Source organism: Protofrankia coriariae (genome assembly GCF_001017755.1).
Lineage (GTDB): Bacteria > Actinomycetota > Actinomycetes > Frankiales > Frankiaceae > Protofrankia > Protofrankia coriariae.
In genome coordinates, this window is record NZ_JWIO01000005.1 from 134,724 (window position 1) to 157,375 (window position 22,652).

At 71.9% G+C, this 22,652-nt stretch carries 17 protein-coding genes; 8 read left to right on the forward strand and 9 right to left on the reverse strand.

The features are described from left to right. The 4 genes from FrCorBMG51_RS05200 to FrCorBMG51_RS05215 all read right to left on the reverse strand — a co-directional run. Positions 1-3,475, reverse strand: a 3,475-nt coding sequence (locus FrCorBMG51_RS05200) for a DUF6531 domain-containing protein (protein WP_235433326.1), incomplete at its 3' end; no start/stop codon positions are given. Between the two features lie 215 nt (positions 3,476-3,690). Next, complete coding sequence (locus FrCorBMG51_RS05205) at positions 3,691-3,987, reverse strand: WXG100 family type VII secretion target (RefSeq protein ID WP_013874299.1); 297 nt, start codon at positions 3,985-3,987, stop codon at positions 3,691-3,693. A gap of 73 nt (positions 3,988-4,060) precedes the next feature. Further along, positions 4,061-4,711, reverse strand: a complete 651-nt coding sequence (locus FrCorBMG51_RS05210) for a hypothetical protein (RefSeq protein ID WP_047221956.1) — start codon at positions 4,709-4,711, stop codon at positions 4,061-4,063. Next, complete coding sequence (locus FrCorBMG51_RS05215; RefSeq protein ID WP_235433327.1) at positions 4,711-5,055, reverse strand: hypothetical protein; 345 nt, start codon at positions 5,053-5,055, stop codon at positions 4,711-4,713. Before FrCorBMG51_RS05215 ends, FrCorBMG51_RS05210 begins: the two co-directional genes overlap by 1 nt. A gap of 361 nt (positions 5,056-5,416) precedes the next feature. Here FrCorBMG51_RS05215 and FrCorBMG51_RS05220 point away from each other — a divergent pair, with 361 nt between their 5' ends. Both FrCorBMG51_RS05220 and FrCorBMG51_RS05225 read left to right on the forward strand, forming a co-directional pair. Continuing rightward, positions 5,417-6,520, forward strand: a complete 1,104-nt coding sequence (locus tag FrCorBMG51_RS05220; protein WP_235433328.1) for a protein kinase domain-containing protein — start codon at positions 5,417-5,419, stop codon at positions 6,518-6,520. A gap of 187 nt (positions 6,521-6,707) precedes the next feature. Next, on the forward strand, positions 6,708-7,127 hold the full coding sequence (locus tag FrCorBMG51_RS05225; RefSeq protein ID WP_047221959.1) for a nitroreductase family deazaflavin-dependent oxidoreductase: 420 nt from the start codon (positions 6,708-6,710) through the stop codon (positions 7,125-7,127). A gap of 42 nt (positions 7,128-7,169) precedes the next feature. Here FrCorBMG51_RS05225 and FrCorBMG51_RS05230 read toward each other — a convergent pair whose 3' ends face one another. The 3 genes from FrCorBMG51_RS05230 to murG form a co-directional block, all read right to left on the reverse strand. Then, on the reverse strand, positions 7,170-8,681 hold the full coding sequence (locus FrCorBMG51_RS05230; RefSeq protein ID WP_047221960.1) for a UDP-N-acetylmuramate--L-alanine ligase: 1,512 nt from the start codon (positions 8,679-8,681) through the stop codon (positions 7,170-7,172). A 135-nt stretch (positions 8,682-8,816) separates the two neighbouring features. Beyond that, positions 8,817-10,247 carry a UDP-N-acetylmuramate--L-alanine ligase gene (gene murC / locus FrCorBMG51_RS05235; RefSeq protein ID WP_235433329.1) on the reverse strand — a complete coding sequence of 477 codons (1,431 nt, stop codon included), beginning with the start codon at positions 10,245-10,247 and terminating at the stop codon, positions 8,817-8,819. 101 nt (positions 10,248-10,348) lie between these two features. Next, complete coding sequence (gene murG / locus FrCorBMG51_RS05240; protein WP_047221962.1) at positions 10,349-11,479, reverse strand: undecaprenyldiphospho-muramoylpentapeptide beta-N-acetylglucosaminyltransferase; 1,131 nt, start codon at positions 11,477-11,479, stop codon at positions 10,349-10,351. Between the two features lie 248 nt (positions 11,480-11,727). Here murG and FrCorBMG51_RS05245 point away from each other — a divergent pair, with 248 nt between their 5' ends. Together FrCorBMG51_RS05245 and FrCorBMG51_RS05250 are read left to right on the forward strand one after the other, a co-directional pair. After that, positions 11,728-12,003 (forward strand): hypothetical protein, encoded by a 276-nt coding sequence (locus tag FrCorBMG51_RS05245; protein WP_047221963.1) that lies wholly within the window; start codon positions 11,728-11,730, stop codon positions 12,001-12,003. Positions 12,004-12,059: 56 nt separating this feature from the next. Beyond that, positions 12,060-12,794, forward strand: a complete 735-nt coding sequence (locus tag FrCorBMG51_RS05250) for an NAD(P)-dependent oxidoreductase (RefSeq protein WP_052914330.1) — start codon at positions 12,060-12,062, stop codon at positions 12,792-12,794. A 239-nt stretch (positions 12,795-13,033) separates the two neighbouring features. Here FrCorBMG51_RS05250 and ftsW read toward each other — a convergent pair whose 3' ends face one another. Beyond that, positions 13,034-14,368, reverse strand: coding sequence for a putative lipid II flippase FtsW (gene ftsW / locus FrCorBMG51_RS05255; protein WP_052914331.1), 1,335 nt, complete (start codon positions 14,366-14,368; stop codon positions 13,034-13,036). Between the two features lie 351 nt (positions 14,369-14,719). Between ftsW and FrCorBMG51_RS05260 the strand changes: the two genes are divergently transcribed. Then, positions 14,720-16,246, forward strand: coding sequence for an FAD-binding oxidoreductase (locus tag FrCorBMG51_RS05260; RefSeq protein WP_047221964.1), 1,527 nt, complete (start codon positions 14,720-14,722; stop codon positions 16,244-16,246). Between the two features lie 204 nt (positions 16,247-16,450). Here the strand turns inward: FrCorBMG51_RS05260 and FrCorBMG51_RS05265 are convergent, their stop codons facing one another. Further along, positions 16,451-17,482 carry a hypothetical protein gene (locus tag FrCorBMG51_RS05265; RefSeq protein ID WP_047221965.1) on the reverse strand — a complete coding sequence of 344 codons (1,032 nt, stop codon included), beginning with the start codon at positions 17,480-17,482 and terminating at the stop codon, positions 16,451-16,453. Positions 17,483-18,186: 704 nt separating this feature from the next. On the opposite strand from FrCorBMG51_RS05265, the gene pgeF reads away from it, so the two are divergent. From pgeF to murD, 3 genes are read left to right on the forward strand one after another with little or no spacing between them, the layout of a single operon-like run. Then, entirely contained in the window at positions 18,187-19,044 is an 858-nt protein-coding gene (gene pgeF / locus FrCorBMG51_RS05270) for a peptidoglycan editing factor PgeF (RefSeq protein WP_052914333.1), read from the forward strand. Beyond that, positions 19,041-20,369, forward strand: a complete 1,329-nt coding sequence (locus FrCorBMG51_RS05275; protein WP_052914334.1) for a MurL-like N-terminal domain-containing — start codon at positions 19,041-19,043, stop codon at positions 20,367-20,369. The genes pgeF and FrCorBMG51_RS05275 overlap by 4 nt, the downstream gene beginning before the upstream one ends. Further along, positions 20,344-21,807 carry a UDP-N-acetylmuramoyl-L-alanine--D-glutamate ligase gene (murD, locus tag FrCorBMG51_RS26280; RefSeq protein ID WP_235433330.1) on the forward strand — a complete coding sequence of 488 codons (1,464 nt, stop codon included), beginning with the start codon at positions 20,344-20,346 and terminating at the stop codon, positions 21,805-21,807. Before FrCorBMG51_RS05275 ends, murD begins: the two co-directional genes overlap by 26 nt. Positions 21,808-22,652: the final 845 nt, after the last annotated feature.

Genomic DNA, 22,652 nt, shown 5'->3' on the forward strand with positions numbered 1-22,652 from the left:
CGGTGACCCGCCGCGCCGGGTCGAGGTCGAACCGGCGCAGGCCTGCGAGCATGTCGTCGATCTCGGTGACGTAGCCGTCCAGGCTGTAGCTGTAGTCGCGGCGCTGGAGCACCCGTGCCTGCCGCGTCGTCCCCGGCGCATCCACGCGGGCTGTTCCCGGCCCGCCAGCGGTCACGGTCTGTGACAGCAGTTGATCGTTGACGTCCCAGGCCTGCGTCAGCACGACACCGGTGTCCAGGCTGCGCCGTACCTCCCGACCGGCTTCGTCGTGGGTGAAGCGCAGGGTCCGGCCGGCGGTGTGCAGGGACAGCGGCAGGTCGTTCGGGCCGTACTCCCAGACGCTGGCCGCCCCGGACGGGGTCACCCTCCGTACCCGCCGGCCGAGCACGTCATAGGCCGAGATGAGCGTACGGCCGTTGCAGGTCTCGGCCAGCACCCGGCCGAGGGCGTCCCGCTGGAACGTACAGTCGGTGTCGGGGTTCGTCGCCCGTGTCACCCGTCCCGCCGCGTCGTAGGTGAACGTCGTCACACCGCTCGCACTGTGCTTCTCGATCACGTTACCAAGCGGGTCGCGGGTGAAGCGCACGGTCTGCCCCGCACCGTTGGTGCGTTCGACGAGCTGGCCGGCGGCGTCATACCCGTAGGCCAGCGCCCGCCCGTTGAAGTCGGTCTCCCCGACGAGGTTTCCCGCCGGATCGTAGTCGTACCGCCAGACCAGGCCCTGCGGGTTGGTGACCGCGACCAGCCGCAGCTCGGTGTCGTAGGAGAACTCCAGCCGCGCCCCGTCCGGGCCGGTCCGCGCCGCCGGCAGGTCGAAGTGCGTGACCTCGGTGCGGGTCACCAGCCCGGCCACGTCCACGTGCTCGACGAGATTGCCCTCCCCGTCGTGTGTCCAGCGTTCGGTGGCCCCGTCCGGCCGGGTGTGCCAGGCCAGTCTGCCTTCGACCGTCCAGCCGAACCGGGCCACCTCACCGATCGGGCCGGTCACCGCGACCACTCGGCCGAAGGCGTCCCGCTCGTAGACGGTGACCGCGCCGAGCGGGTCGGTCACCGCGACAGGCAGGCCGGCGGCGTCGGTCTCGACCCGCCGGGTGTGCCCGAGCGCGTCGGTGACGGCCGTGAGCCGGCCGCGGTCGTCGTAGGCGAGCACCGTCCGGGCACCGGCCGGGTCGACCACGGCGGTCAGGTTGCCGCGGTCGTCGTAGGAGCGTTCCCAGCGGGCGCCGTCCGGTTCCACGAGGGTCACCGGCAGCCGCAGATCGTTCCACCGCGCGGTTGTTCGACCACGATCCGGCCTGACGATTTCCGTCAGGTTGCCGGCGGCGTCATAGGTGTAGCGGACGGTACGGCCCAACGGGTCGGTCTCGGTGAGCTTGCGGTCGTACCTGTCCCAGGTGTAGCGGCTGATGTTGCCGAGCGGGTCGGTGACCGACTCGACCTGCAACGCCTCGTTGCGACGGTAGATCGTCGCGTGGCCCAGCGAGTCGACGACGGTGGTCGTGCGCCGCTCGGTGTCGTACCGTAGCTGGCCGGTCAGGCAGCCGCCGCTGCCCACCGTGGCCACACACCGGCCGGAGGCATCGTAGGCATACAGGTATTCGGTGGCGTTGCGGTCCGTCCAGCGCAGTATGCGACCGTCGTCGTCGTAGTCGTAGCGCAGCGGCTGGCCCGAGGAGTTGACGACCTCGGCAAGGTCACCGGCCTCGGTGTAGCCGAACCGCACCAGCACGGTCGCGGACCCGTCGTCATCGTTGCTGCCGGGATCGTTGCCGCCGCTGTCCCCGCCGAGCAGGGCCAGCGCGACGACCCGGTGTCGCCAGGTGTCCACCCGGATCCGGTAACCGCCGGAATGGGCGATCTCGACGGGAGCGCCATCCCCGTCGTAAACGAAATCAATGCGGTTGCCGTTGCGGTCGCTCAACGCGCTCAGCGGCCACTGGACGGGTCCGCCGGCCGCCCGCTGCCCACCGGACGGTCGTGGCTCGCCGGCTGCCCCGTGCGGCGGGGTGAGCGGGGTGAGGGGGGTGAAATGCCAGGTCCGCCCCTGCCACGGATCGCTGATCACGTATGTCCCGTCCGCGCCGCGGGTCAGGGGCCAGCGCGGCCCCTCCACCGGCAACACCGGCCCGTCGGCGTCCGCGACCGCCGCGTACACCAGGGTCATGCCGTCCGCGGTGGCGAAATAGACCCCGTTGTCGTCCACCTCGATCCGCTGGTCGAGGGTGGACGCCCACGAACGGCCGAACCAGCTGCCCAACCGGTAGGAGGAGACGTGCGTCCGGGACAGCGGCAACGGTAGTACGCCGGGCAGCTCCGCGTCGGTCTGGGTCAGCACCATGTCACCGGTCGCGACGTCGATCGGGTCCAGTCGGACCAGGCGCTTGACGGCCTCGACCCCGTTCGCCCGCGGGTTGGAAAGCCCCCACCTGGCTACCGACATCATGTTGCGCCCACGGGCGGCCAGCGCCGTGCCGGCGCCGCGCAGCGCGGCGCCGACGAGCTTCACCCCCTGGCCGTGCGTGACCCCGCGCGCCAGACCGGCGGCGGCACGCGCCAGCCCGGCGGCACTGGTAACGCCCCGCGCGCCCGGGATGAGACCAAGGGCGTCCAGACCGAGCTGGCCCAACGACGCCTGGCCACGCGCGTACTTCATCAGCGTGTCGGCAAAGACGGTGGCGCCGGCCACCAGGGCGATCCCGACGAGCGCGAGCCCGATCGGCCCGGAGACGAACAACGCGACCACACCGGCGACCATGGCGACGTCACGGCACAGCTCCACGAAGCTGTCCCAGGACCGGAACGGCGCGGACACGGCGTTCCACATCTTCTCGTACCACGGCTTGTTCTTGATCCCGCTGCCGGCCAGCGCGTCCTCGATCTCGCGGGCACAGGTGTGCGCCGCGTTCCCGCGCAGCTCGGCGGCGTCATCGGCCAGCCGCCGGGCCCGCAGCCGGTCGGCGCTGGCCACCTGCCCCTGCTGCGCGGCCGCCCGCACCTGCACGGCAAGATCGGGAGACTCCCAGCCCACCGTCGCGGAACTGATCGAGCCGTCGCTGAGCTCGGCCCGCGGCCACAACGCCACCTCCCGGTCGGGCGGCAGCAGCGTCCGGACCTGACGCAACGCCGCCTGGTAGCGGCCGTGAGCGTCCAGGCCCTGCCGCAGCGCGCCACCCGCGCGTGTCTTCGCCTCGGTCAGAGTCGTCGCATAGGTGGACAGCGCGTCGCCGCAGCCGCGGTAGGCACGGGCGAGCTTGGCCAGCTCGTCGGGCAGTTCAGCGAGCGCCTCGGTGAACCGGGGGGCGTAGTCACCGGCCATCCGCAGATCACCGCCGTTGGCCGCGATCGCACGCAGGCGGGTGGTGGAGCTCTCGGCTCGCTCGGCCTGCTCCCGTAGCCGGGTGGCCAGGGCCCGCACCGCTTCTGGGTCGCCCGGGGTCGGATCACCGTCCAGCTCCAGGACGCCCCAGTCACTCACCGCTGTTCTCCTTCACTCACCTACCGACAGTAGTGATCATGGCTGTATGCGGGCCGCGCGGATCTCACGCCCGCGCCCTGCGCGGCGGCTTGCCGAACACGGGCCTGCCGGTGATCTCCGGAGCCGGCCGTCCGGGTGGCCGGGTGGCCGCGGGGCAGGCCGCCCGACGGCCGGTCATCCGGGGCGGGTCATCCGGGACGAGCCACAGCCGTGGGTCAGCCGCCCGTGGACTGGCTGAGCACGGAATCGAGCTGCTGATGCTCTGTGACCGCCTTGTTGAGGAAAGCACTCATGCCCTCCAGCCCGGCAATGGCGTTTCTTGTACCGGTGTTCCACTGGTCGTAGGACTGCTGGAACTTCCCGGACGCCTGGTCGGTGATGAAACCACTGCTTACCAGGCTGTCAATCAGGCTTTTGAGCTGGGCCAGCTGGGACTCCATCTCGTGCTGGCCACCTGTGAGCCTGGACGCGGCGTTCTGCAGCGCTCCGTAGTCGACGTGGACGTTGGCCATGGCGTACTCCCTTTCTTCAGACGGATCCGGGCGACCGACGGAACCGCTCCGGAACTGCTGGGATGAACGTGAACTACTGGGAAGAACTCGTGGCGAACAACTGGTCCGGACGATCCCGCGACCAGGCCAGCGTGTCGCTGATGGCGTCGAACAGGTCGAACAGGTCGTCGGCGATGTCGACATGTGGACTGCTCAGAACGACGTTGAGCACCCCGCGGTCGCCGGGCACCGGGACGAGCGTCTGCATGACAACGCTGTCGATCGGCACCCCGTCCGGCTCGGCCCGCTCGACCCCGCGAACACGCACGGCCCGGCCGGCCGGTATCTCGACAATCGCCACAGTGCGCCATGGGAATCCCCGGTCCGTCGGTGCCACGGCGGTAACATGCCCCGCGATCGCGTCCACCGTGTTGTCCACGGCATTCGGCGCGCCATCGGTATGGAACACCATCACGCTCGCCACCAGGCCGCCGGAACCTTCCACCAGCTCGGCCGCCGCCGCGCAGTAGACAGCTCCCTGCCGCTCGGCCCGCTCGGCGACCTCCCGCAGCAGCCTGAGCAGCGCCGACCGCTGCTGCCGCAACTGCGGAACGTGCGCGATACGGGCGTCGACGAGCCGTGCGAGATCACCGGTCCGGGTGGCCCGCCACACATCGAACTCGAACCAGGAGCGGGGAACCCGGAGCGTGAACCACGACGGGACACCGGTGGCCGTCACGCCCATCACATGCCACCCGCAGCCACCGGCGAGGCGGACACCACGGCGGCAGGAACCTCGGGTGAAGCCGGCTCCAACGCACCGGCCAGAGCGGAATCCACCTCGGACACTCCCTCGGCCAGCCCGCGCAGCAGGCCGGATGCCCGCTCCAACAACTCGTCCATCAACTCACGACTGTCGGATGAATGACTCACGAAATGGTCCAGCGCAGTCTCCACCTCCCGCGAGCCGGTCACACCGTGTAGACCGTCGAAGGCGGCACCAAGAGAGGCAAGAGTGCTACGAATATCGGCCAGGTCGCTGGAGACCTGGCGGGCGACATCGGGATCACACCCGAAGACACTCGCCATCATGTCACCACCCTTACTCCGGCTATGCACGCCCACCATGACCTGGCTGGGTGGCGTCTTCGGTGCCTCTCAGCAGACATGGCCGGCGACGGTGAAGCCACCGTCCGAAGAGACACCTGAAAGGCTAGACAGCACTCTACCAAGAAGCAATAAGGACAGTCTGTAACGACCAAAGGCCGTGCGATCACAGATCTTTTCACGTGGCCGGCGGCCGCGGAGCCACTGGAAAAACAACTCATGTGTGTCACGTCCCCGCGGCGCTCCCCTCGCGTACGTCGCCGAAGCGCGTCACGGCTTACCATATCCAACGGGAGGCATACGCCGCGGCGGACGGATTCGTGCGAAACATACCGGGGGCGATGTGGGGAGGACTCGGGAGAGCCAGGATGCGGCGCGGGTGCCGCCGGGCCCGGCCATCGAGGGGTACCGGGATTTCCGCCGAGTCGCGATCGGCGGGTTCAGCACCGTCTACACCGCCTACCAGGAACGTTTCGCGCGAACGGTAGCCGTGAAGGTCCTGAGCGCCGACGTCGGGGACGCGGCCGCGCTGCGCCGGTTCACCCGCGAGTGCCAGGCGTCCGGCCGCCTGTCCCACCTCCCCGAGATCATCACCGTGTACGACGCGGGCGCCACCACCGACGACCAGCCGTTCATCGCGATGCAGTACTTCCCACGGGGATCGCTGGTCGACCGGATGCGCGACAACAACCAGCCGAACCAGCCGAACCAGCCGAACCGGCTGTCAGCGCCGGAAACCGTCGGGGTAGGTGTGTCCGTCGCCCGGGCACTGGCCGCGGCGCACCGCGCCGACATCACCCATCGTGACATCAAGCCGGGGAATCTCCTGGTCTCCGACGATGGCGGGGCAGTACTGAGCGATATCCACGGACCCGTGGCCGGGCCCGTGGATGCGGTATCGGCGAACCCGGATTCGGCGCGGCAGCCGACATCGCCCGCCGCGCCGACAGCACCGGCTCCCAGGGAGCCGGCAAACCCACCGCCCCGGACAGGCAGTGGCCCGGCTCCCCTGCCCGCCCCGTCCCAGGTTCCCTCCTCTGCCCGGCCCTCGCCGCAGCCGGCTCCCGTCCGCGGCTGCTCGGCGCGCGGCGAGGCGATCACCGACTACGCCGGACGGGCCTTCTCGACCCGCTACTACTGCAGCACCTACGTGGCTTCGGCCGTCTACGCCAACGTCCGTTCCGACCAGGCGTCGGAGACTCTCGATGACAGCGGGTACATGGCCGCGGCCGCGAGCGTGTGGGCGCTGTGCCAGTACCAGGGCCGCCCGAACCCGGTCATCCAGGGCAACACCAACACCTGGTGGCTGTACACCCAGGGTGACAACGGGCGTGCCAACACCCATGGATACACCGCCGCCTGGGGGTATCTGCCGGCGACCGCGGTGTCCCAGGGCGAGCAGGACGAGCCTGTCCCCGGCGTACCGCTCTGTCCGTCGTACTTCTGACCATCCGACGATCATCCAGCAATGACCTGATCCGGCCTCCGCCGGCCGGCCGCCCGGACGACCCTCGGACGGTGTGGCGACCGGCCTTCGTGACGGCTGGCCTCCCGAATCGGGGTCGGGTCCCCGCTCGGCTGGGTACGACAGTCGACGTGCGTGGCGCGACAGCCACTCCTCAAGGAGGTCGTACATGCCCCTGCCCAGATGGATTGCCTCGGCCAACCGCCGGGCCACCAACCGTGTCACCGGCCCCGCCGCGACCCGGCTGCCCGGTTTCGGCGTCATCGTGCACAGGGGACGCCAGTCGGGCCGCGAGTACCGGACTCCGGTCAACGTGTTCGGCTCCGACGGCGGTTACGTCGTCGCGCTGACCTACGGCAGCGACTCGGACTGGGTGCGCAACGTGCTGGCCGCCGGAGGCTGCGTGCTGGAGCACCGTAACCACCGGGAGGAACTCGGCTCGCCGCACATCGTCCACGACGACAGCCGCAGCCAGGTACCCGCCCCGCTGCGGCCCGTGCTCGGCGCCATCGGCGTCTCGGACTTCCTGACCCTGCGCCCCCAGCCCGCGCCGCCGCAGCCCTCCGCCGAGGAGGACGTGACGATCTGAATCCGGCAGCCGGGAGACCAGCGGCCAGGAGGCTACATACAGTTATAGGACTACCGCTTGAAGTGCCGTGAGGAGGTGCGGGCCGGTTTCGGTGATCGTTCCGGCGCCGAGAGTCAGCAGCAGGACGCCGTCCGGGGTGTTCAGTCGGCTCGTCGAGAGGTCGGTGGCGAGCCGGTCGGTCAGCTCGTCCCAGGGCACGTAGTACGCGGCCTGGGGTATGGAGATCTTTTTGACCAGGTCGCCGGCGTGCAGGCCGAGCGTGTCGTGCTCGCGGGCGGCGTAGATGTCGGTGACGTACACCCGGTCGGCGTCGGCGAACGCGTCGGCGAAGTCGTCCAGCAGGGCCGCCAGCCGGCTGAAGGTGTGCGGCTGCACAGCCACCCACACCTCGCGCGCACCGGCCCGCTGGCGGGCGGCGGCCAGCGTGGCGCGGATCTCGGTCGGATGATGGGCGTAGTCGTCGATCACCTCCAGCGGGCCCCGGCGGTCCGTCGCCGCAGCCGTGCCAACCAGCGTGAACCGGCGGTCCGCGCCGGTGAAGGCCGCCAGCGTCGCCAGCGCGCTCTCCACCTCGACACCCAGCTCGGTGGCGACCGCAAGCACCGCCAGCGCGTTGCGGACGGTGTGGGCGCCGGGCAGCGCGAGCGTGAGCGTCCCGACGTCGTCACCGTCGTGGCGCACGGTCGCCCGCTGGCCCCCGTCGGGGGTGGTACGCAGGTTCACCGCCTGCCACGACCGGCCCGGTTGCAGCCCGTAGTCGATGACCCTTGCCCGCCCGCCACCGGCCGTGTCCCCCGGCCCGGCATCAGAGCCGGACTTGGAGCCGGAGCCGGGGGCGGGGGCTGCCGGCAGCGCCGCAAGCACCGCCTGTACGCCGGGATCGTCCCCGCACACCACGAGCGTCCCGCCGGGGCGGACCCGGGCGGCGAACGCGGTGAAGGCGCGCCGCACGGACGCCTCGTCGGGGAAGAGGTCGGGATGCTCCCACTCGACGTTGGTGATGACGGTGAGCGCCGGGTCGAGACCGGCGAACGCGCCTCCGTACTCGTCGGCCTCCAGGACGAACACCCGCCCGGCGCCGACCAGCGCGTTGCCGCCGAGCTGCGCCACCTCGGCGCCGATCACCGCGGTCGGGTCCACTCCGGCGGCGCGCAGCACCAGGGTGAGCATCGCCGACGTGGTGCTCTTGCCGTGCGAGCCCGCCACCGCGACAAGATCGTAGCCGGCGGTCAGCTCGGGTAGCCACTGGCTGCGCCGGCGGACCGGCAGGCCCCGGTGGCGAGCGGCCAGCAGCTCAGGATGATCGTCGGGAAACGCGCTGGACGCGACGACGACGTCCACCCCGTGGAGCTCCGCGTCCAGCGCGGCCGGGTCGGTGACAGCACCCACTCGTATCCGGGCGCCGGCGGCACGCAGCGCGTCCAGGCGAGGGGCGTCCTGCGCGTCGCTGCCGCTGACCGTCCCGCCGCGGGCGAGATGGACGTGGGCGAGCGCGGACAGGCCCGATCCCGCGATCCCCAGGAAGTGGACGTGCTGCAAGCTCTCACCGGTCACGACAGGCAGTGAACACCACGCCGCGACCGGACCGCCACGCGGCCGGCTCCGCTGACCAGGCCAGGCAGTCGAGCGACCAGGCCGAACGATCAGGTGGCAGCGAACGAAATCAGCGAGCGTGGCCAGCGAGCGAGGTCAGCGGGCGTGGGAGGCCCGTTCGGCGAGGACGCGCAGCAGCTCGCCGCCGAGAAGCGTCACATCGCCGGCACCGACCGTCAGCACCAGATCGCCCGGACGGGTGAACGCCGCAACCTGGTCCGCCGCGGCCGACCAGGACGGCTCGTAGACGACCCGGCCGGCCGGCAGTGGCACCTGCGCGGCGACGCTCGCGCCGCTGACCCCGGGGATCTGCTGCTCCCCCGCGCCGAAGACGTCCATGACCACGACCGCGTCGGCGAGGCCGAGAGCGGCGCCGAACTCGGCGGCGAAGGCCGCCGTCCGACTGTAGAGATGCGGCTGAAAGGCCACCACCACGCTGCCGCCGTCGACGATGTCGCGCGCGGCCCGCAACACGGAGACGACCTTGGTCGGATGGTTGGCATAGTCGTCGATCACTCGGATGCCGCCCGCGGTGCCCTTGGTCTCGAAACGGCGACGGGCCCCGGCGAACCCGGCCAGCCCCTCCAGCAGGCCGGCGGCGGGCAGGCCGAGCTCCAGCCCGGCGGCGAGCGCCCCGGCGGCGTTGTGCAGGTTGTGCCGGCCGGGCACCCGCAGGCTCAGCTCGCCCAGGCGCCGCCCGCGGACGACCACCTCACAGGTCGAGCCGGCAGCGGAGACCATCGGCAGCTCCACCCGGACGTGGGCGTCCACCGATTCGCCGTAGGTGGTGACCCGCGGGACCTTTCCGCCGTCGCGCTCCCGCTCCCGCAGGGCCGCGACCAGTCGGGCGGCGCCCGGATCGTCCGCGCAGGCCACCACGAAACCGTTCGGGTCGACCCCGTCGAGGAACCGGGCGAAGGCGGCCTCGACGTCCTCGGGCCGCTGGTAGTAGTCGAGATGGTCGGCTTCGACGTTGGTGACGATCGCGCCGGAGGGCGCCAGGAGCAGGAAACCGCCGTCGCTCTCGTCCGCCTCGGCGACGAAGATCTCGCCGGTGCCGGCGTGCGCGTTGGAGCCGGCCTCGTTGATGTCGCTGCCGATGACGAACGACGGGTCGGCGCCGCAGGCCTGCAACGCGACAGTGACCATCAGGCTGGTCGTCGTCTTCCCGTGGGTGCCGGCGACGGCCAGCCCACGCGTCCCGCGCATCAGCGCCGCGAGCGCGGCGGACCGGGAGACGACGCGCAGGCCGCGCCTGCGGGCCGCCTCGACCTCGGGGTTCCCGTCCGGGATCGCCTGGGAGACGATCAGGGTACGGGCATCGCCGAGATGGGCTGGATCGTGACCGACCGTCACCACAGCGCCGAGCGCCCGCAACGCGGCCAGCCGGCGGGTGTCCCTGGCGTCGCTGCCGGACACCGACGCGCCGCGCCGCATCAGCAGCCGCGCCAGCCCGCTCATGCCGGCGCCGCCGATCCCGACGATATGGACGCGGTCGAACTCGTCCGGTAGGGCCGGAGCTGTCACAGTGACATCTTGCCCCATCCGCCGTCCGAGACCAGGTCTTTGGGAGGCCGCGCGTGGCGCGGCGGCGTCTTCAGGCAGGCCGCGCGTGGCGCGGCGGGTCTTCAACGGGCCGCGTGGCGCGGCGGCTGCCGCCGGCGGGACGCCGCAGCCTCCCGGATCATCGCGACGATCGCGTTCGCGGCGTCGGGATGCCCGGACCCGGCGCAGGCGGCCGACATCTTCGCCAGCCGCTCGGCGGAGGTCAGCACGGGCAGCAGTTCCGTACGGATCCACTGCGCGGACAGGTCGGCGTCGTCCACGATGAGGCCGCCGCCGGCCTCCACCGTCGGCAGGGCGTTACGCCGCTGCTCGCCGTTGCCGTGTGGGAGCGGGACGTAACCGGCGGGCAGGCCCACCGCGGCCAGCTCCGCGCAGGTCATCGCGCCGGAGCGGCACAACGCCATGTCCGCGGCCGCGTAGGCCGACGCCATGTGGTCCAGGTACGGCCGGACGACGTAGGGCGCGGGCAGCCGTGCCGGCAGCTCCGCGAGCACCGTGTCGGCGTTCTTCGGCCCGGCCGCGTGCAGGACCTGCACCCCGCTCGACGTGATCTCCCCGGCCACCGAGACGGTCACGTCGTTGAGCCGGCGGGCCCCCTGGGAACCGCCGAAGACCAGCAGCGTCGGCAGGTCGGGGTCGAGGCCGTAACCGGCCCGCGCGGCCCGGGCCGCCGCCGGGGAACGGTCCAGGCTCAGGATCTCCGGGCGCAGCGGGATGCCGGTCAGCCGCCCGCCACGCAGCGGCGTGTTCGGGTAGGACACCGCGACATAGGAGGTGAACCTGGCACCGATCCGGTTGGCCACGCCCGGCAGCGGGTTCGCCTCGTGCACGACGATCGGGATGCCCGCCCGGCGCGCGGCCAGGTAGGCGGGGACGGAGACATACCCGCCGAAGCCCACGACCACGTCCGCGCGCACCTGGGCGAGCGCCGCCGACGCCTGGCTGACCGCCCCGGCCAGCCGTCCGGGCACGGTGAGCAGGGACGGCGTGGGCCTGCGCGGCAGCGGCACCTTCGACACCGTCGCGAGCTCGTAGCCGCGGGCCGGCACCAGCCGGGCCTCCAGCCCGGACGCCGTCCCCAGCAGGGTCAGACGCAGCCGGGGGTCGGCGGCGCGCAGGGCGTCCGCGACGGCCAGCGCCGGTTCGACATGACCCGCCGTGCCACCGCCGGCGAGTACCACACTCCTCAGCATCGCCCACGACGATGGCACATCCTGGCCGCGGGCCGCTCCCCGGGTGCCGTCACCGGCCCCGCCCGTCCCGGTGGCGCCGCTGGGGACCCCGCTGGGAACTGGCGGAAAGGGCATGTCAACGCCGTATTTCAACTTTGTCTACCTGCCTGGTCGGGCATGGACGCCGCGTCCGCAACGATGGTGCACTGCAACTAAATGTCCGGCGTGCCCGCAGCCGCGCGCCGACCGCCCGGACGGGAAGGGAACCCATGACGAGCGTGAGCGCACCGACCCCGCACCAGGCCGAGGCGGCGGAGACAGCCACGGCGGCGGGGGCGGCCACGGTGGCGGGGACGGCCGAGGCGCCCGGGATACCGGCGCAGGCCGCCGCGCCGCGGGGCCTGGTCCTCGGCGTCCAGTTGCCCCTGCCGTGGGGGATCCCCGTCCGGCGGGCGCTCGACGACGCGCTCGGCGGTGAGCCCGGCATCGAGATCGTCGATGTTCCCGCGACGGGGATCCGGACCGCCGGCCGCGGGTCCTGCTGATCGGGCCGGGCCTGCGCGCCGAGCGGCCGCCGGCCTGGTTCGGCGAGGTCGAGTGGGTGCACACCGTCTCCGCCGGGATCGACAGCTACCCGTCCTGGCTGCTGTCGGCACCTGTGGTGACCTGCTCCCGCGGCCTGCACGCCACGCAGATCAGCGAGTGGGTGGTGACCGCGCTGCTCACCGGGGCCAGGCAGAGCTCCTGGGTCACCGCGCCGGTCACCTTCCCCCGGCCGACGCCGGGCGCCCTGCTCGCCGGTTCGACGCTGGGGATCGTCGGCTTCGGGGAGATCGGGCATGCGGTGGCCCGCCGCGCGCTCGCGCTCGAGGTCGACGTGGTGGCGCTGCGACGGCGGGACCGGCCGAGCCCTGTGGACGGCGTCCGGCTGCTGCCCGACCTCGCCGGCCTGCTGGCGGTGAGCGACGCCGTGCTGCTCAGCGCCGCGGCCACCCCCGAAACCCACCATCTCATCAACGAGACGACGTTGCGCCAGGTGAAGCCCGGCGTGCACCTACTGAACATCGCCCGGGGCACCCTCATCGACCAGGAGGCGCTGCGGACCGCCCTCGACGACGGCCGGGTCCGCCTGGCCAGCCTCGACGTGACCGGCCCGGAGCCCCTGCCGGCCGACCACTGGCTGTTCGCCCACCCCCAGGTACGGATCAGCCCACACATCTCAGGCTGGGCCCCCGACCTGGAACGGGCCATCGCCCGACGGTTCCACGAGAACCTGCTGCGCTACCGCTCCGGCCAGCCCCTGATCGGCCTCGTCGACCCCACAGTGGGGTACTGAGGAGAGTACCGAGGACCCGCCCCAACCGGCCGTCCCGGGCACACGGGCGCATGGCACAACCGGTGGGTGCGCGCATGAGCATGATCGCGCCCGTGGCCCGTAGACGGGCAGGGCGGCCCCGCGGCCGTGGGTCAGCGGCCGAGGGCGGCGGTGGCGGCGTCGGCCAGGCGGCGGGCGCAGGCAAGCCGACGGAGCACCAGCGGGCGGGTCACCAGCGGGCGGAGACCCGCGGATCGTCCTCACGGCGGACGTCCGCGCGGTAACCGCCATGGGGCGGCTGCTGGGCGTGGAGACGCCGCCGCCAGTGGTCGGTGCCGGCACGGTCCCGCGCGTCGCGCCGGGCCGCCGCCCGGGAGCTGATCAACGCGGCGGCCGCCGGCTCNCGCGGCGGCCGCCGGCTCGTTGCGGGCGAACGACAGCAGCATGCCCACCGTGAGCATCGTCGGGACCAGCGCGGAGCCCCCGAAGGACACCAGCGGCAGCGGAATGCCGGTGATCGGCAACAGCCCCACCACGGCCCCCATGTTGACCACCGCCTGGCCGATGATCCAGCCGGTGGCCGCCGCGGCGGCAAGCTGGGTGAACGGGTCGGTGCTGCGGTGGGCGACCCGGATGCCGGCGAACCCGAGCACGGCGAAGAGCATGATGACGACCAGCGTGCCGAGCAGGCCCAGTTCCTCCCCGATGATGGCGAGGATGAAGTCGGTGTGGGCATTGGGCAGCAGCCCCGGCCACTTCTCCCGGGAGGCGCCGAGGCCCTCTCCCCACCAGCCTCCGGAGGCCAGCGCGTACAGGCCCTGCACCGCCTGGAAGCCGGTGTCGTGGGCGTCCGCGAAGGGATCGCGATAGGACATCAGCCGTTCCAGCCGGTACGGCTCCCGGACGGCCAGGATGGTTCCGACCAGCAGGATCGCCCCGCTGAGCGCGGCGAACACCCGCAGCGGCGTCCCGACCACCCACAGCAGGGTGAGCAGGACGGTCAGCACCACGATCGTCGTGCCCATGTCCGGCTCAAGCATGATCAGAACGGAGATCAGCAGCGCGCCGGGAACGAGCGGCACCAGCAGGTGCTTCCAGTCCCCCAGCAGCCTGCGTTTGCGTACCAGCAGATCGGCGCCCCACAGGACGAGAGCGAGTTTCGCGATCTCACTGGGCTGTAGCGTGTACGGCCCGAACTCGATCCACCGCTGGGCACCGTTGAGCGACTTACCGAGTGGTGTCAGCACGACCAACAACAACAACAGGGAAACGACCATCGTGGGATAGGCCAGCAGCCGGAACACCCGGACCGGCAACCGGCTGCCGAGCACCAGCAGGGGCAGGCCGATACCCACCCAGGTCGCCTGGCGGGCAAACACCGCGTATGGGGAGCCCAGTTCCTCGAAGGCACGCACGCTGGAGGCGGAAAGCACCATGATCAGGCCGAACAGCAACAGCAGTCCGGCGGAGAACAGCAGCAGGTAGTAGGACGCCAGCGGCCGGGCCAGCAGCGGCACCCGGGCGTCGTCACCGCCGCCCGTGCCCGGCCGGGAAACACCGGGCCGGGGCGGACTCGTCGTCACCAGACCGGTCATGCCACTCACCCCGACACCCTCCCCGGCACCATCCCGGCACGTCCTTTCGCTCTCGCCCCCGACGAATCCCCGGAGCACCGGGACGAACGCGCTCCGGCGCGAAACACCGTTACGCCTTCCACCGAATAGTCCATGCCGGAGGCCCTTTCGACACCGACCATCGCGGGCGTGTCGGGCATCAACCGACGGAACCACCGGACGTACCGAACAACAATCAACCCTGCGCAGTCGCCCGGATATGCGAAGCAGCAGATCATCACAACGGTGATACGTGTTGTCGTAACCGGCCCACCGACCCGTCCCGCCGTCGGGCCAGCTACGACGAAGAGATCACGAGGAAGAGCCTGAGCCATGGCCCGAGACCCCGTACTGGAAACACTGCGTGATGCGATAGGCGACACGCGCGTGCTGACCGACCCCGACATCGTCGCCGGCTACGTCGGAGACTGGACCGGGCGCTTCGTCGGCCGGACGGCCGCCGTCGTCCGGCCGGTGAGCACCGCCGGGGTGGCCGCGGTCGTGGAGATCTGCGCCCGGTACGGGACCCCGCTGGTGCCCCAGGGCGGCAACACCGGGCTCGTCGGCGGCGGGGTGCCCACCCGCGGGGAGATCGTGCTGAGCCTGCGCGGGCTCAGCGACACCCTGTCGGTCGACACGGCGGCCGCGCAGGCCACCGTCGGCGCGGGCGTGCTGGTCAGCAGCCTGCACCGGGCGGCGTCCGCCGCCGGCCTCGCCTACGGCGTGGACCTCGCCAGCAGGGACAGCGCCACGGTCGGCGGCACCGTCGCGACGAACGCCGGCGGCCTGCGCGTCCTGCGTCACGGGGACACCAGGACCCAGCTGCTCGGCGTGGAGGCCGTCCTGGGTGACGGCAGCGTCGTCTCCCATCTCGCCGGCCTGCCCAGGGACAACACCGGCTACCATCTGCCGTCCCTGCTCGCGGGCAGCGAAGGGACGCTCGGCGTGGTCACGGCGGTGCGGGTCCGGCTGGTACCGGCCACCCGGGCGCGGGCGGTCGGGCTGCTCGGCTTCGCCTCGGTGGAGCGGGCCGTGACCGCGGCCTCCCAGCTGCGCAACGGCCTGCCCGCGCTCGCGGCCGCCGAGCTGATGCTCTCCCCCGGCCTGGAGCTGGTGATCCACGCCTGCCATCTGTCCCGGCCGCTGCGGGGCCAGCACCCGGCCTACCTGCTGGTCGAGATCGCGGACGAGACCGGCGTCTACGCGGGGGGCGGCGTCACCGCCGGCGGCATCCCCGGCAGCACTGTCGGGGATGCCGGTGCCGGGAGTGTCGGTATCGGTGGTGGCAGCCTGGTCGGGCGGGCCACCGTGCTGGAGACGCTGGCGGACGCCGTCGCCAGCCTGCCGGGGGTCCAGGACCCGTCCCTGGCGGGCGACGCGCGCGGCTGCCGCGCCCTGTGGGCCTACCGGGAACGGCACACCGAATCGATCAACACCTTTGGCACGCCCATCAAGATGGACGTGACCCTGCCGCTGGACGTCCTGCCCTCGTTCGTCGAGACGGTCCCGGCCACCGTCGCGGGAATCGCACCCGAGGCGAGGACCTGGCTGTTCGGTCACGTCGCCGAGGGCAACGTGCACGTCAATGTCACCGGCACCGGCACCGGTAGCGGCGGCAGGAGCAGGGGCAGGAGCACCGGCGGGGACGCCGAGGATCGGCGGATCGAGGACGCCGTGTTCGGGCTCGTCGCCGACAACGGCGGCAGTATCAGCACGGAGCACGGGATCGGCACCGCGAAACGCCGCTGGCTGCCGCTGAACCGCTCACCCAGCGAGATCGCCGCGTTCCGCCGTCTCAAACAGGCTCTCGACCCCGCCGGCATCCTCAACCCGAACGTCCTTCTGCCGGAGGCACCCTGACCGGCCGGCGGCATCCTGACCGGCCGGCGGACCCGACCAGCCCGCGGACGCCGGGACGGGCCCGGCCGCGCCGGAACAAAGCCGGCCAGGACACGGCCGTGTCGGCACTCGGCCGTGTGCCGACACTCGGCCGTGCCTGCGCTCGGAGGGATGAGCACGGGCACGAAACCCGGCTGAGCGGGACGAGGTGACGCCGGGGGGCCGTCAGCCGACGTCGACGTCCTTGAGCAGGTCCGCGGCCGCCAGGAAGAACGACCGGATCTCCTGGAGGTAGTCACGGGAGCCGAAAGCCTTCGTCGGCGTGACCGAGGCCGCGGCGTCGACCCCGGCCACCGTGACACCGCACCGGGCCGGCCGGCCGAGCGCCCTGATCGCGACAAGCTGCTGGTAGGGCACGTAGATCTGGGTGGTGACGGCGACCACGTGGTCGCGTGGTGTCAGCGGGCTCCTGGTGCGCCAATAGGTCAGCTGGTCGAACGTGTTCGCCCGGCGGGCGTCCGGGTCGGCCGACGGCGCGACCACGACCGTCACGTCCGCGACCGCCCCGCCCGGCCAGCGTAGCCAGGCGGTGGCCGTCCGCTCCTCGCCGTCCCCGCCGTCCGGGAGCCTGCCGTCGATCTCCGGCAGCCCTCGCAGCTCCCAGGTGGCGCGGGCCGCGGCGACCACGGCGTCCGCCTCGGTCGTCATCCGGCGTCCCGGCAGCAGCCATTCGGTCAGGCCCAGCGCGTCCGCCTGACTCCGCTCGGCGGTGGAGAGATCACGGGCGGCCGTGGTGACAACGACATCCCCGGGACGGGGCTCGCCGCGCTGGAACGACCGGGCGCGGTGCAGGCGGTTGACATTGGCCCGCACCGCGCCGGCGAGAACGACCAGGCGCGACGCGTCCGCGAGCGGCGGCTCGGTCGCGTCGACCATGCCGAGCGCCCGCGCGGCGGCGACGGCCAACTCCCCGGGGATGAGCCGGTCCCCGACGACCGCGGCGTCACTCTCGATCGCGCCACGCTCCCGGTTCCGGCGGAAGTCCCAGTCCACGCAGCGCTGACAGAGCTCGCCCAGCAGCCGACGCGGGTCGGCGGAACCAGCCCAGCCCCATCCGGACGCCTTCGCCAGCGCCTGGACCGGCTCACCGGACAGCCACGCCCACAGGCTCTCCAGCAGGACGGCGTCGGGGACACCGCCGGCCGGCCACCTCGGGACGTCGACCGGGTCGAAGGCCGGTGAAGCATCGCGCCGCACGGCACGCCTCCCCCTCGTGGCGGGGCCGTCCACGCTCACGCCGGGGTCATACGCACGCGGACGGGCCCTGAAACGGTCCCTGTAGGGCTGCTGTCCCGGTACGTTACGCCCCGCCGCACATCACGCCCCGCCGGCAGCCGCTCCCCGGCGGATCTTCCCACCGGAGGCCGTGGCCCGCGAACACGTGGCCCGAACGTCGTGACCGTTGGTAGAAGTGGCGGGTCGGCAGCGTGACACGAGACCGGCAGCGTGACACGAAGCGGACGTGTCGTAAGTGAGCACGCTGTCGCCGCGCCACAACCAGGTTGATGATCGCGGGGATACGGACGTTAGAATGGAATATTCCCGTGTTCCGCATTCTTACCGTATGCCCGCCGGTAACGGGCACCGACCCGCCGGCCCGGCCATGACGGTGCTACGATCCGGTTCAGGTGAACAAATGCGGGCCGAAGGAGGCGGAACGGCGGACACAATCCTCGACGCCCGCCCGGTCGGACGCAGGCCACCTCGAGCCGGAAACGACTGGTTCGTCGGCAGCACCACCGGACGTCGTTCAACCGGACATCGTTCAGAGAAATCATAACCTCCACGCTTCCGTCCAAGGATTTCCACAGCATTCTCCAGGCTGTCCCCGGAATCGGAAGAGAAGGTTCTTACAACCCTGGGACAACGACCGCCAAGGTCGGGAATCGAGGCCGGGAACAATGTCCACGAGCACGGCCGAAGCGCACTTCCAGCGGACCGCCCCAGGTCTGCGGGTGCTGCGCTGGCCGGCCCTGAACGGACACGGCGTGGACGCTTTCGTCACGACCCGTGACGGCGGGGTGTCCACCGGCCGCTACGCGTCGCTGAACCTCGGCCTGCACGTCGGGGACGACGACGCGGCCGTGCTGGCGAACCGGGCGAAGGTGGCCGACGCCCTCGGCGCGGAGCTGGACGACTTCGTGTTCTGCGAGCAGGCCCACCGCCGCAACGTGGTCGTCGTCACCGACGAGCACCGCGGCCGGGGCGCCCGCTCGGCCGCGGACGCGATACCGGCGACCGACGCGCTCGTGACCACCGTTCCCGGTGTCATCCTCGTCGTCATGGTGGCCGACTGCGTCCCGCTCGTCCTGCACGACCCGGTGGCCGGCGTCCTGGCCTGCGTGCACGCCGGCTGGGGCGGGACCGTCCGCGGGGTCACCCCCGCCGCCGTGACGGCCATGCGCCAGCTCGGCAGCGAACCGCGCGACATCGTCGCCTGTGTCGGGCCGGCCATCCACCCCGACCGCTACCAGGTCGGTGCGGACGTCGTCGACGCGGCCCGCGCCGCCTTCGGCGACCAGCTCGACACGGTGGTGCGACCCGACGGCACCGGCCGATGGACCTTCGACCTGTGGCGGGCCAACACCCTGCAACTGGTCGCCGCGGGCGTGCCGGCGGGCCAGGTGCACGTCACCGCCCTCGACACCGGCCCGGACAGCCCGTTCTTCAGCCACCGGGCCGGCGGCCCGTGCGGCCGGTTCGCCGCCGTGGCCCGGCTGCGCGAAAAGGACCAGCCGCACGAAAAGGACCAGCCGTGACGGCATCACCTCCGCGCGGGGAGAGCTTCCGCTACGTCGGCTACGACATCGACGTGTCCCGTAACCGGCTGGTGTGCCGCTACCGGCTGGACGGGCGGGACTTCCGCGAGGAGATCACTTTTCCCGACGGCGGCGCCTGGGACGAGCCGGCGGCCGCCGAGACGGCCCGGCTGATCTTCCTGCTGGCCGCGGTCTCCTACTACAAGTCCGCCGCCCCGCCGGTGGTCGACCTCGGTGACACCGCGGTGACGGACACCGAACGCGCGTTCCTCCGCGAGTTCTACCTGGACGGCCTGGGCGAGTTCGCCTACCGCAACAACCTCGACCTCTCCGGCCTGCGGATCGTCGGCCCCCGGTTGGAACGGACGGCGCCGGTGGCGTTCAGCCCCCGCGACGGCCGGCCGCTGGTGCCCTTCGGCGGCGGAGTGGACTCCATCGTCACCGCCGAACTCCTCCGGCCGCTGGCGAAGGACCCGGCGCTGTTCGTGGTCAACCGGCCCGGGGACCGTTTCGACGCCATCGAACGGCCCGCCCGCGTCACCGGTTTCCCGGTCGTGCGGGCGGAACGGCTCATCGACCCCCAGCTGTTGCGCTCGGCGGAGCTCGGTTTTCTCAACGGGCACGTCCCGGTCACCGGAATCCTCTCGGCGATCGCGCTCCTGGCGGCCGTCCTGGACGGGCGGGACGCCGTGGTGATGTCCAACGAATGGTCCGCGTCGGTGGGCACCGTCGAGGTCGACGGCCGATCCGTCAACCACCAGTATTCCAAGAGCGAGGGGTTCGAGAACTCCCTGCGCTCGGTGCTGGCGGAAACACTGGCCGGCGGGCCGGACTACTTCTCGCTGCTGCGCCCGTTCACCGAGCTGTGGATCGCCCGCCGGTTCGCCGCGCTGCCGCAGTACTTCGACCATTTCCGCAGCTGCAACCGCGCTTTCCACATCGACCCGGCACAGCGGCTGGACAGGTGGTGCGGCCGCTGCGACAAATGCTGTTTCATCGACCTGGTCCTCGCTCCCTTCATGGCCGAACCGGCGCTGCGACGGGTGTTCGACGGCCGTGAGCCGCTGGCCGACGTGACGCTGCTGGGCCGCTTCCGCACCCTGCTGGGGCTGTCCGCGGACAACAAGCCCTGGGAGTGCGTCGGTGACGTCACCGAGTGCCGGGCCGCCACCGCGCTGGCCGCCCCGCGTCACGACCGGGCCGGCTCCGCCGTGCTGGCCGCGCTCGGCCCCCTGCCCAAGGAGCCCGCGCTCGAGGAACTGCTCGTCCCCCATGGCCGCCACTTCGTCCCGGACCGGTATGCGCCCGACGATCTCCTGGTCTGACCTGCACGGCCGCGCGGTCGGCATCTACGGCCTGGGACGCGAGGGCGAGGCCAACCTGCGGGCCTGCCTCGCCCGGGGAGTCGACCCGGTGCTCGTCGACGACGCCCCCGGCCGGGCCCACGTCGAGGGCCGGCCGCTGCTGGCAACCGCCGCCGGCGGGTTCGACGCACTCACCCACTGTGACATCGTCGTCAAGACGCCGGGGATCTCCCGTTACGGCGAGACCGTGCGGGCCCTTCAGCGGCGCGGCATCCCGGTGGTGGGCGGGGTGGGCCTGTGGCTCGCCGAAGCCGACCGGTCGAAGGTGCTGTGCGTGACCGGCACCAAGGGCAAGAGCACGACCTCGGCGATCGCCGGGCACCTGCTGACCCGCCTCGGCTACCGCTGCCTGGTCGCGGGCAACATCGGCCTGCCGCCGCACGACCCACAGGCCGGCGACGAGTACGACTTCTGGGTCGTCGAGATCTCCAGTTACCAGGCGACCGACCTGGCGTGCTCCCCGCCGGTGGTCGCGCTGACCTCCCTGCATCCCGACCATCTGCCCTGGCATCGCGACGATCCCGAGACGTACTACCGCGACAAGCTGTCCGCCTGCTCGCAGCCCGGCGCCGAGCTGACCGTCGCCAACGGCGACAGCGACCTGATCCGCGCCCACCGGCACCTCCTCGGCCCGAAGGTGCACTGGGTGCACGCCGACGACGGCACCACCTGCTCCGCCGACATCGCCGGCCCGGCTGTCCCCGTTGGCTCTGCCGGCTTTGCCGGCCCCCTTGGTACTGCCGGTGCTGACGCCGCCGGTGACGCCGGTGACTGGACCCGCCCACTGGGGCTGCTCGGCCGGCACAACCGGCGCAACGCGGTGATCGTCAGGGCCTGCCTGCGGGCGCTCGGCGTGCCCGAGGCGGACGACGACGACGCCCTACGGGCCGCCGCGGCGGGCTTCGNCGCGGCGGGCTTCGCCGGCCTGGACAGCCGACTGAAGATGATCGGCTCGGTGGACGGGGTCAGCTTCGTCGACGACAGCCTGTCGACGAACGTCCTGCCGACACTGGCGGCCGTGGACGCCTTCGACGACCGCCGGGTCGCACTCATCGTCGGCGGCTACAGCCGCGGCATCGACTACCGCCCGCTCGCCGTCGGCCTGCGCGACCGCACCCTGGACACGTTCGTCCTCACCGTGCCGGACAACGGCCCGGACATCCGCCGCCAGGTCACCCAGACCGGCGCCGGCCCGCACGTCACCGTGGTGGACACGCCCGATCTCGCCACCGCCGTCGCCGAGGGCTACCGCTGGGCGAAACCCGACGGCGTCGTCCTGCTCTCACCGGCGGCGGCGNAGCTTCGGCCGCTTCCGCGACTACCGCGACCGCGGCGCCGCCTTCGCCCTCGCCATGCACAACTGCCACGCCACCTGACACCGGGTCACCTGACGTTCTGAAGGACGCCGACGTTCTGAAGGACGCGGTGGCCGCGTGCTGGTCGTGCGGTACTGGCTGTGCGCGGCACTGGTTATGCGCCCGCCGACACCAGGCCGTAACCGGCCGCTTCCTTGAGCAGTTCCTTCTCTTTCGGGTGGAGCACCCCCGCGNCAGCGTCGCCAGCTTGACGGTGGCGGGATCGACATTGTCGGGATCGGCATCGTCGGGCTTGGGAGTCGCGGCGAGGAACAGCCGCCGCAGACCGAAGATCTTCTCAAGCAGATCCATGGACTTCAGGCAGTCGTCGCTGTCGGTGTGGGCAGGGGCGAGGTCCGACCGTTCCCGCAGGGAGTCCGCGACGAGGACGCTCGCCTGACGGAGCAGGTCCAGGCGGGTCGCGGTGCCGACCCCGACCACCGGGGCGTCGTCATTCCCAGCGTTCTTCCGCCGGGGGTCGACACCGGCGAGTGCGCCGTAGTAGAGCGCCAGACCACGCCCCGACGTGCACGCCGCGATCGACGAGATGACGACCCCGTGGAACCGCTCGAGCCGCATCTCCCGAAGCCGGGAGTATCCCTCGTACGCGGCGTGGAACCAGTGGTGCGCGTTGGCGCCACCGGTCAGTTTGCCCAGCCGCACGTATGTCCCGAGCATGTTGAACTCGGCCCTGTCGATCTCGGGATCGTTCAGGCGCCTGCGTTCGTCCAGCGAGCGTTGCAGGAGCTCCATGGCCTCGGCCAACGCCGGCTCCTCGGGCGCACCGTCCTTGCCGGCCTTCTTCCGCAGCAGCAGGCCACGCATCGCCATCGCCCGGGCGGCCCGGATCCTGCCCTCGACGGTGCTGTCGGTGCTCGCCAACCGCTCG

Excerpts from the sequence above, each read along its gene's own strand:
- FrCorBMG51_RS05205 (WP_013874299.1), bottom strand. The coding sequence starts at position 3,987 with ATGGCCAACGTCCACGTCGACTACGGAGCGCTGCAGAACGCCGCGTCC.
- FrCorBMG51_RS05210 (WP_047221956.1), bottom strand. The coding sequence starts at position 4,711 with ATGGGCGTGACGGCCACCGGTGTCCCGTCGTGGTTCACGCTCCGGGTT.
- FrCorBMG51_RS05215 (WP_235433327.1), bottom strand. The coding sequence starts at position 5,055 with ATGGCGAGTGTCTTCGGGTGTGATCCCGATGTCGCCCGCCAGGTCTCC.
- FrCorBMG51_RS05225 (WP_047221959.1), top strand. The coding sequence starts at position 6,708 with ATGCCCCTGCCCAGATGGATTGCCTCGGCCAACCGCCGGGCCACCAAC.
- murG (WP_047221962.1), bottom strand. The coding sequence starts at position 11,479 with ATGCTGAGGAGTGTGGTACTCGCCGGCGGTGGCACGGCGGGTCATGTC.
- FrCorBMG51_RS05245 (WP_047221963.1), top strand. The coding sequence starts at position 11,728 with ATGACGAGCGTGAGCGCACCGACCCCGCACCAGGCCGAGGCGGCGGAG.
- FrCorBMG51_RS05260 (WP_047221964.1), top strand. The coding sequence starts at position 14,720 with ATGGCCCGAGACCCCGTACTGGAAACACTGCGTGATGCGATAGGCGAC.
- pgeF (WP_052914333.1), top strand. The coding sequence starts at position 18,187 with ATGTCCACGAGCACGGCCGAAGCGCACTTCCAGCGGACCGCCCCAGGT.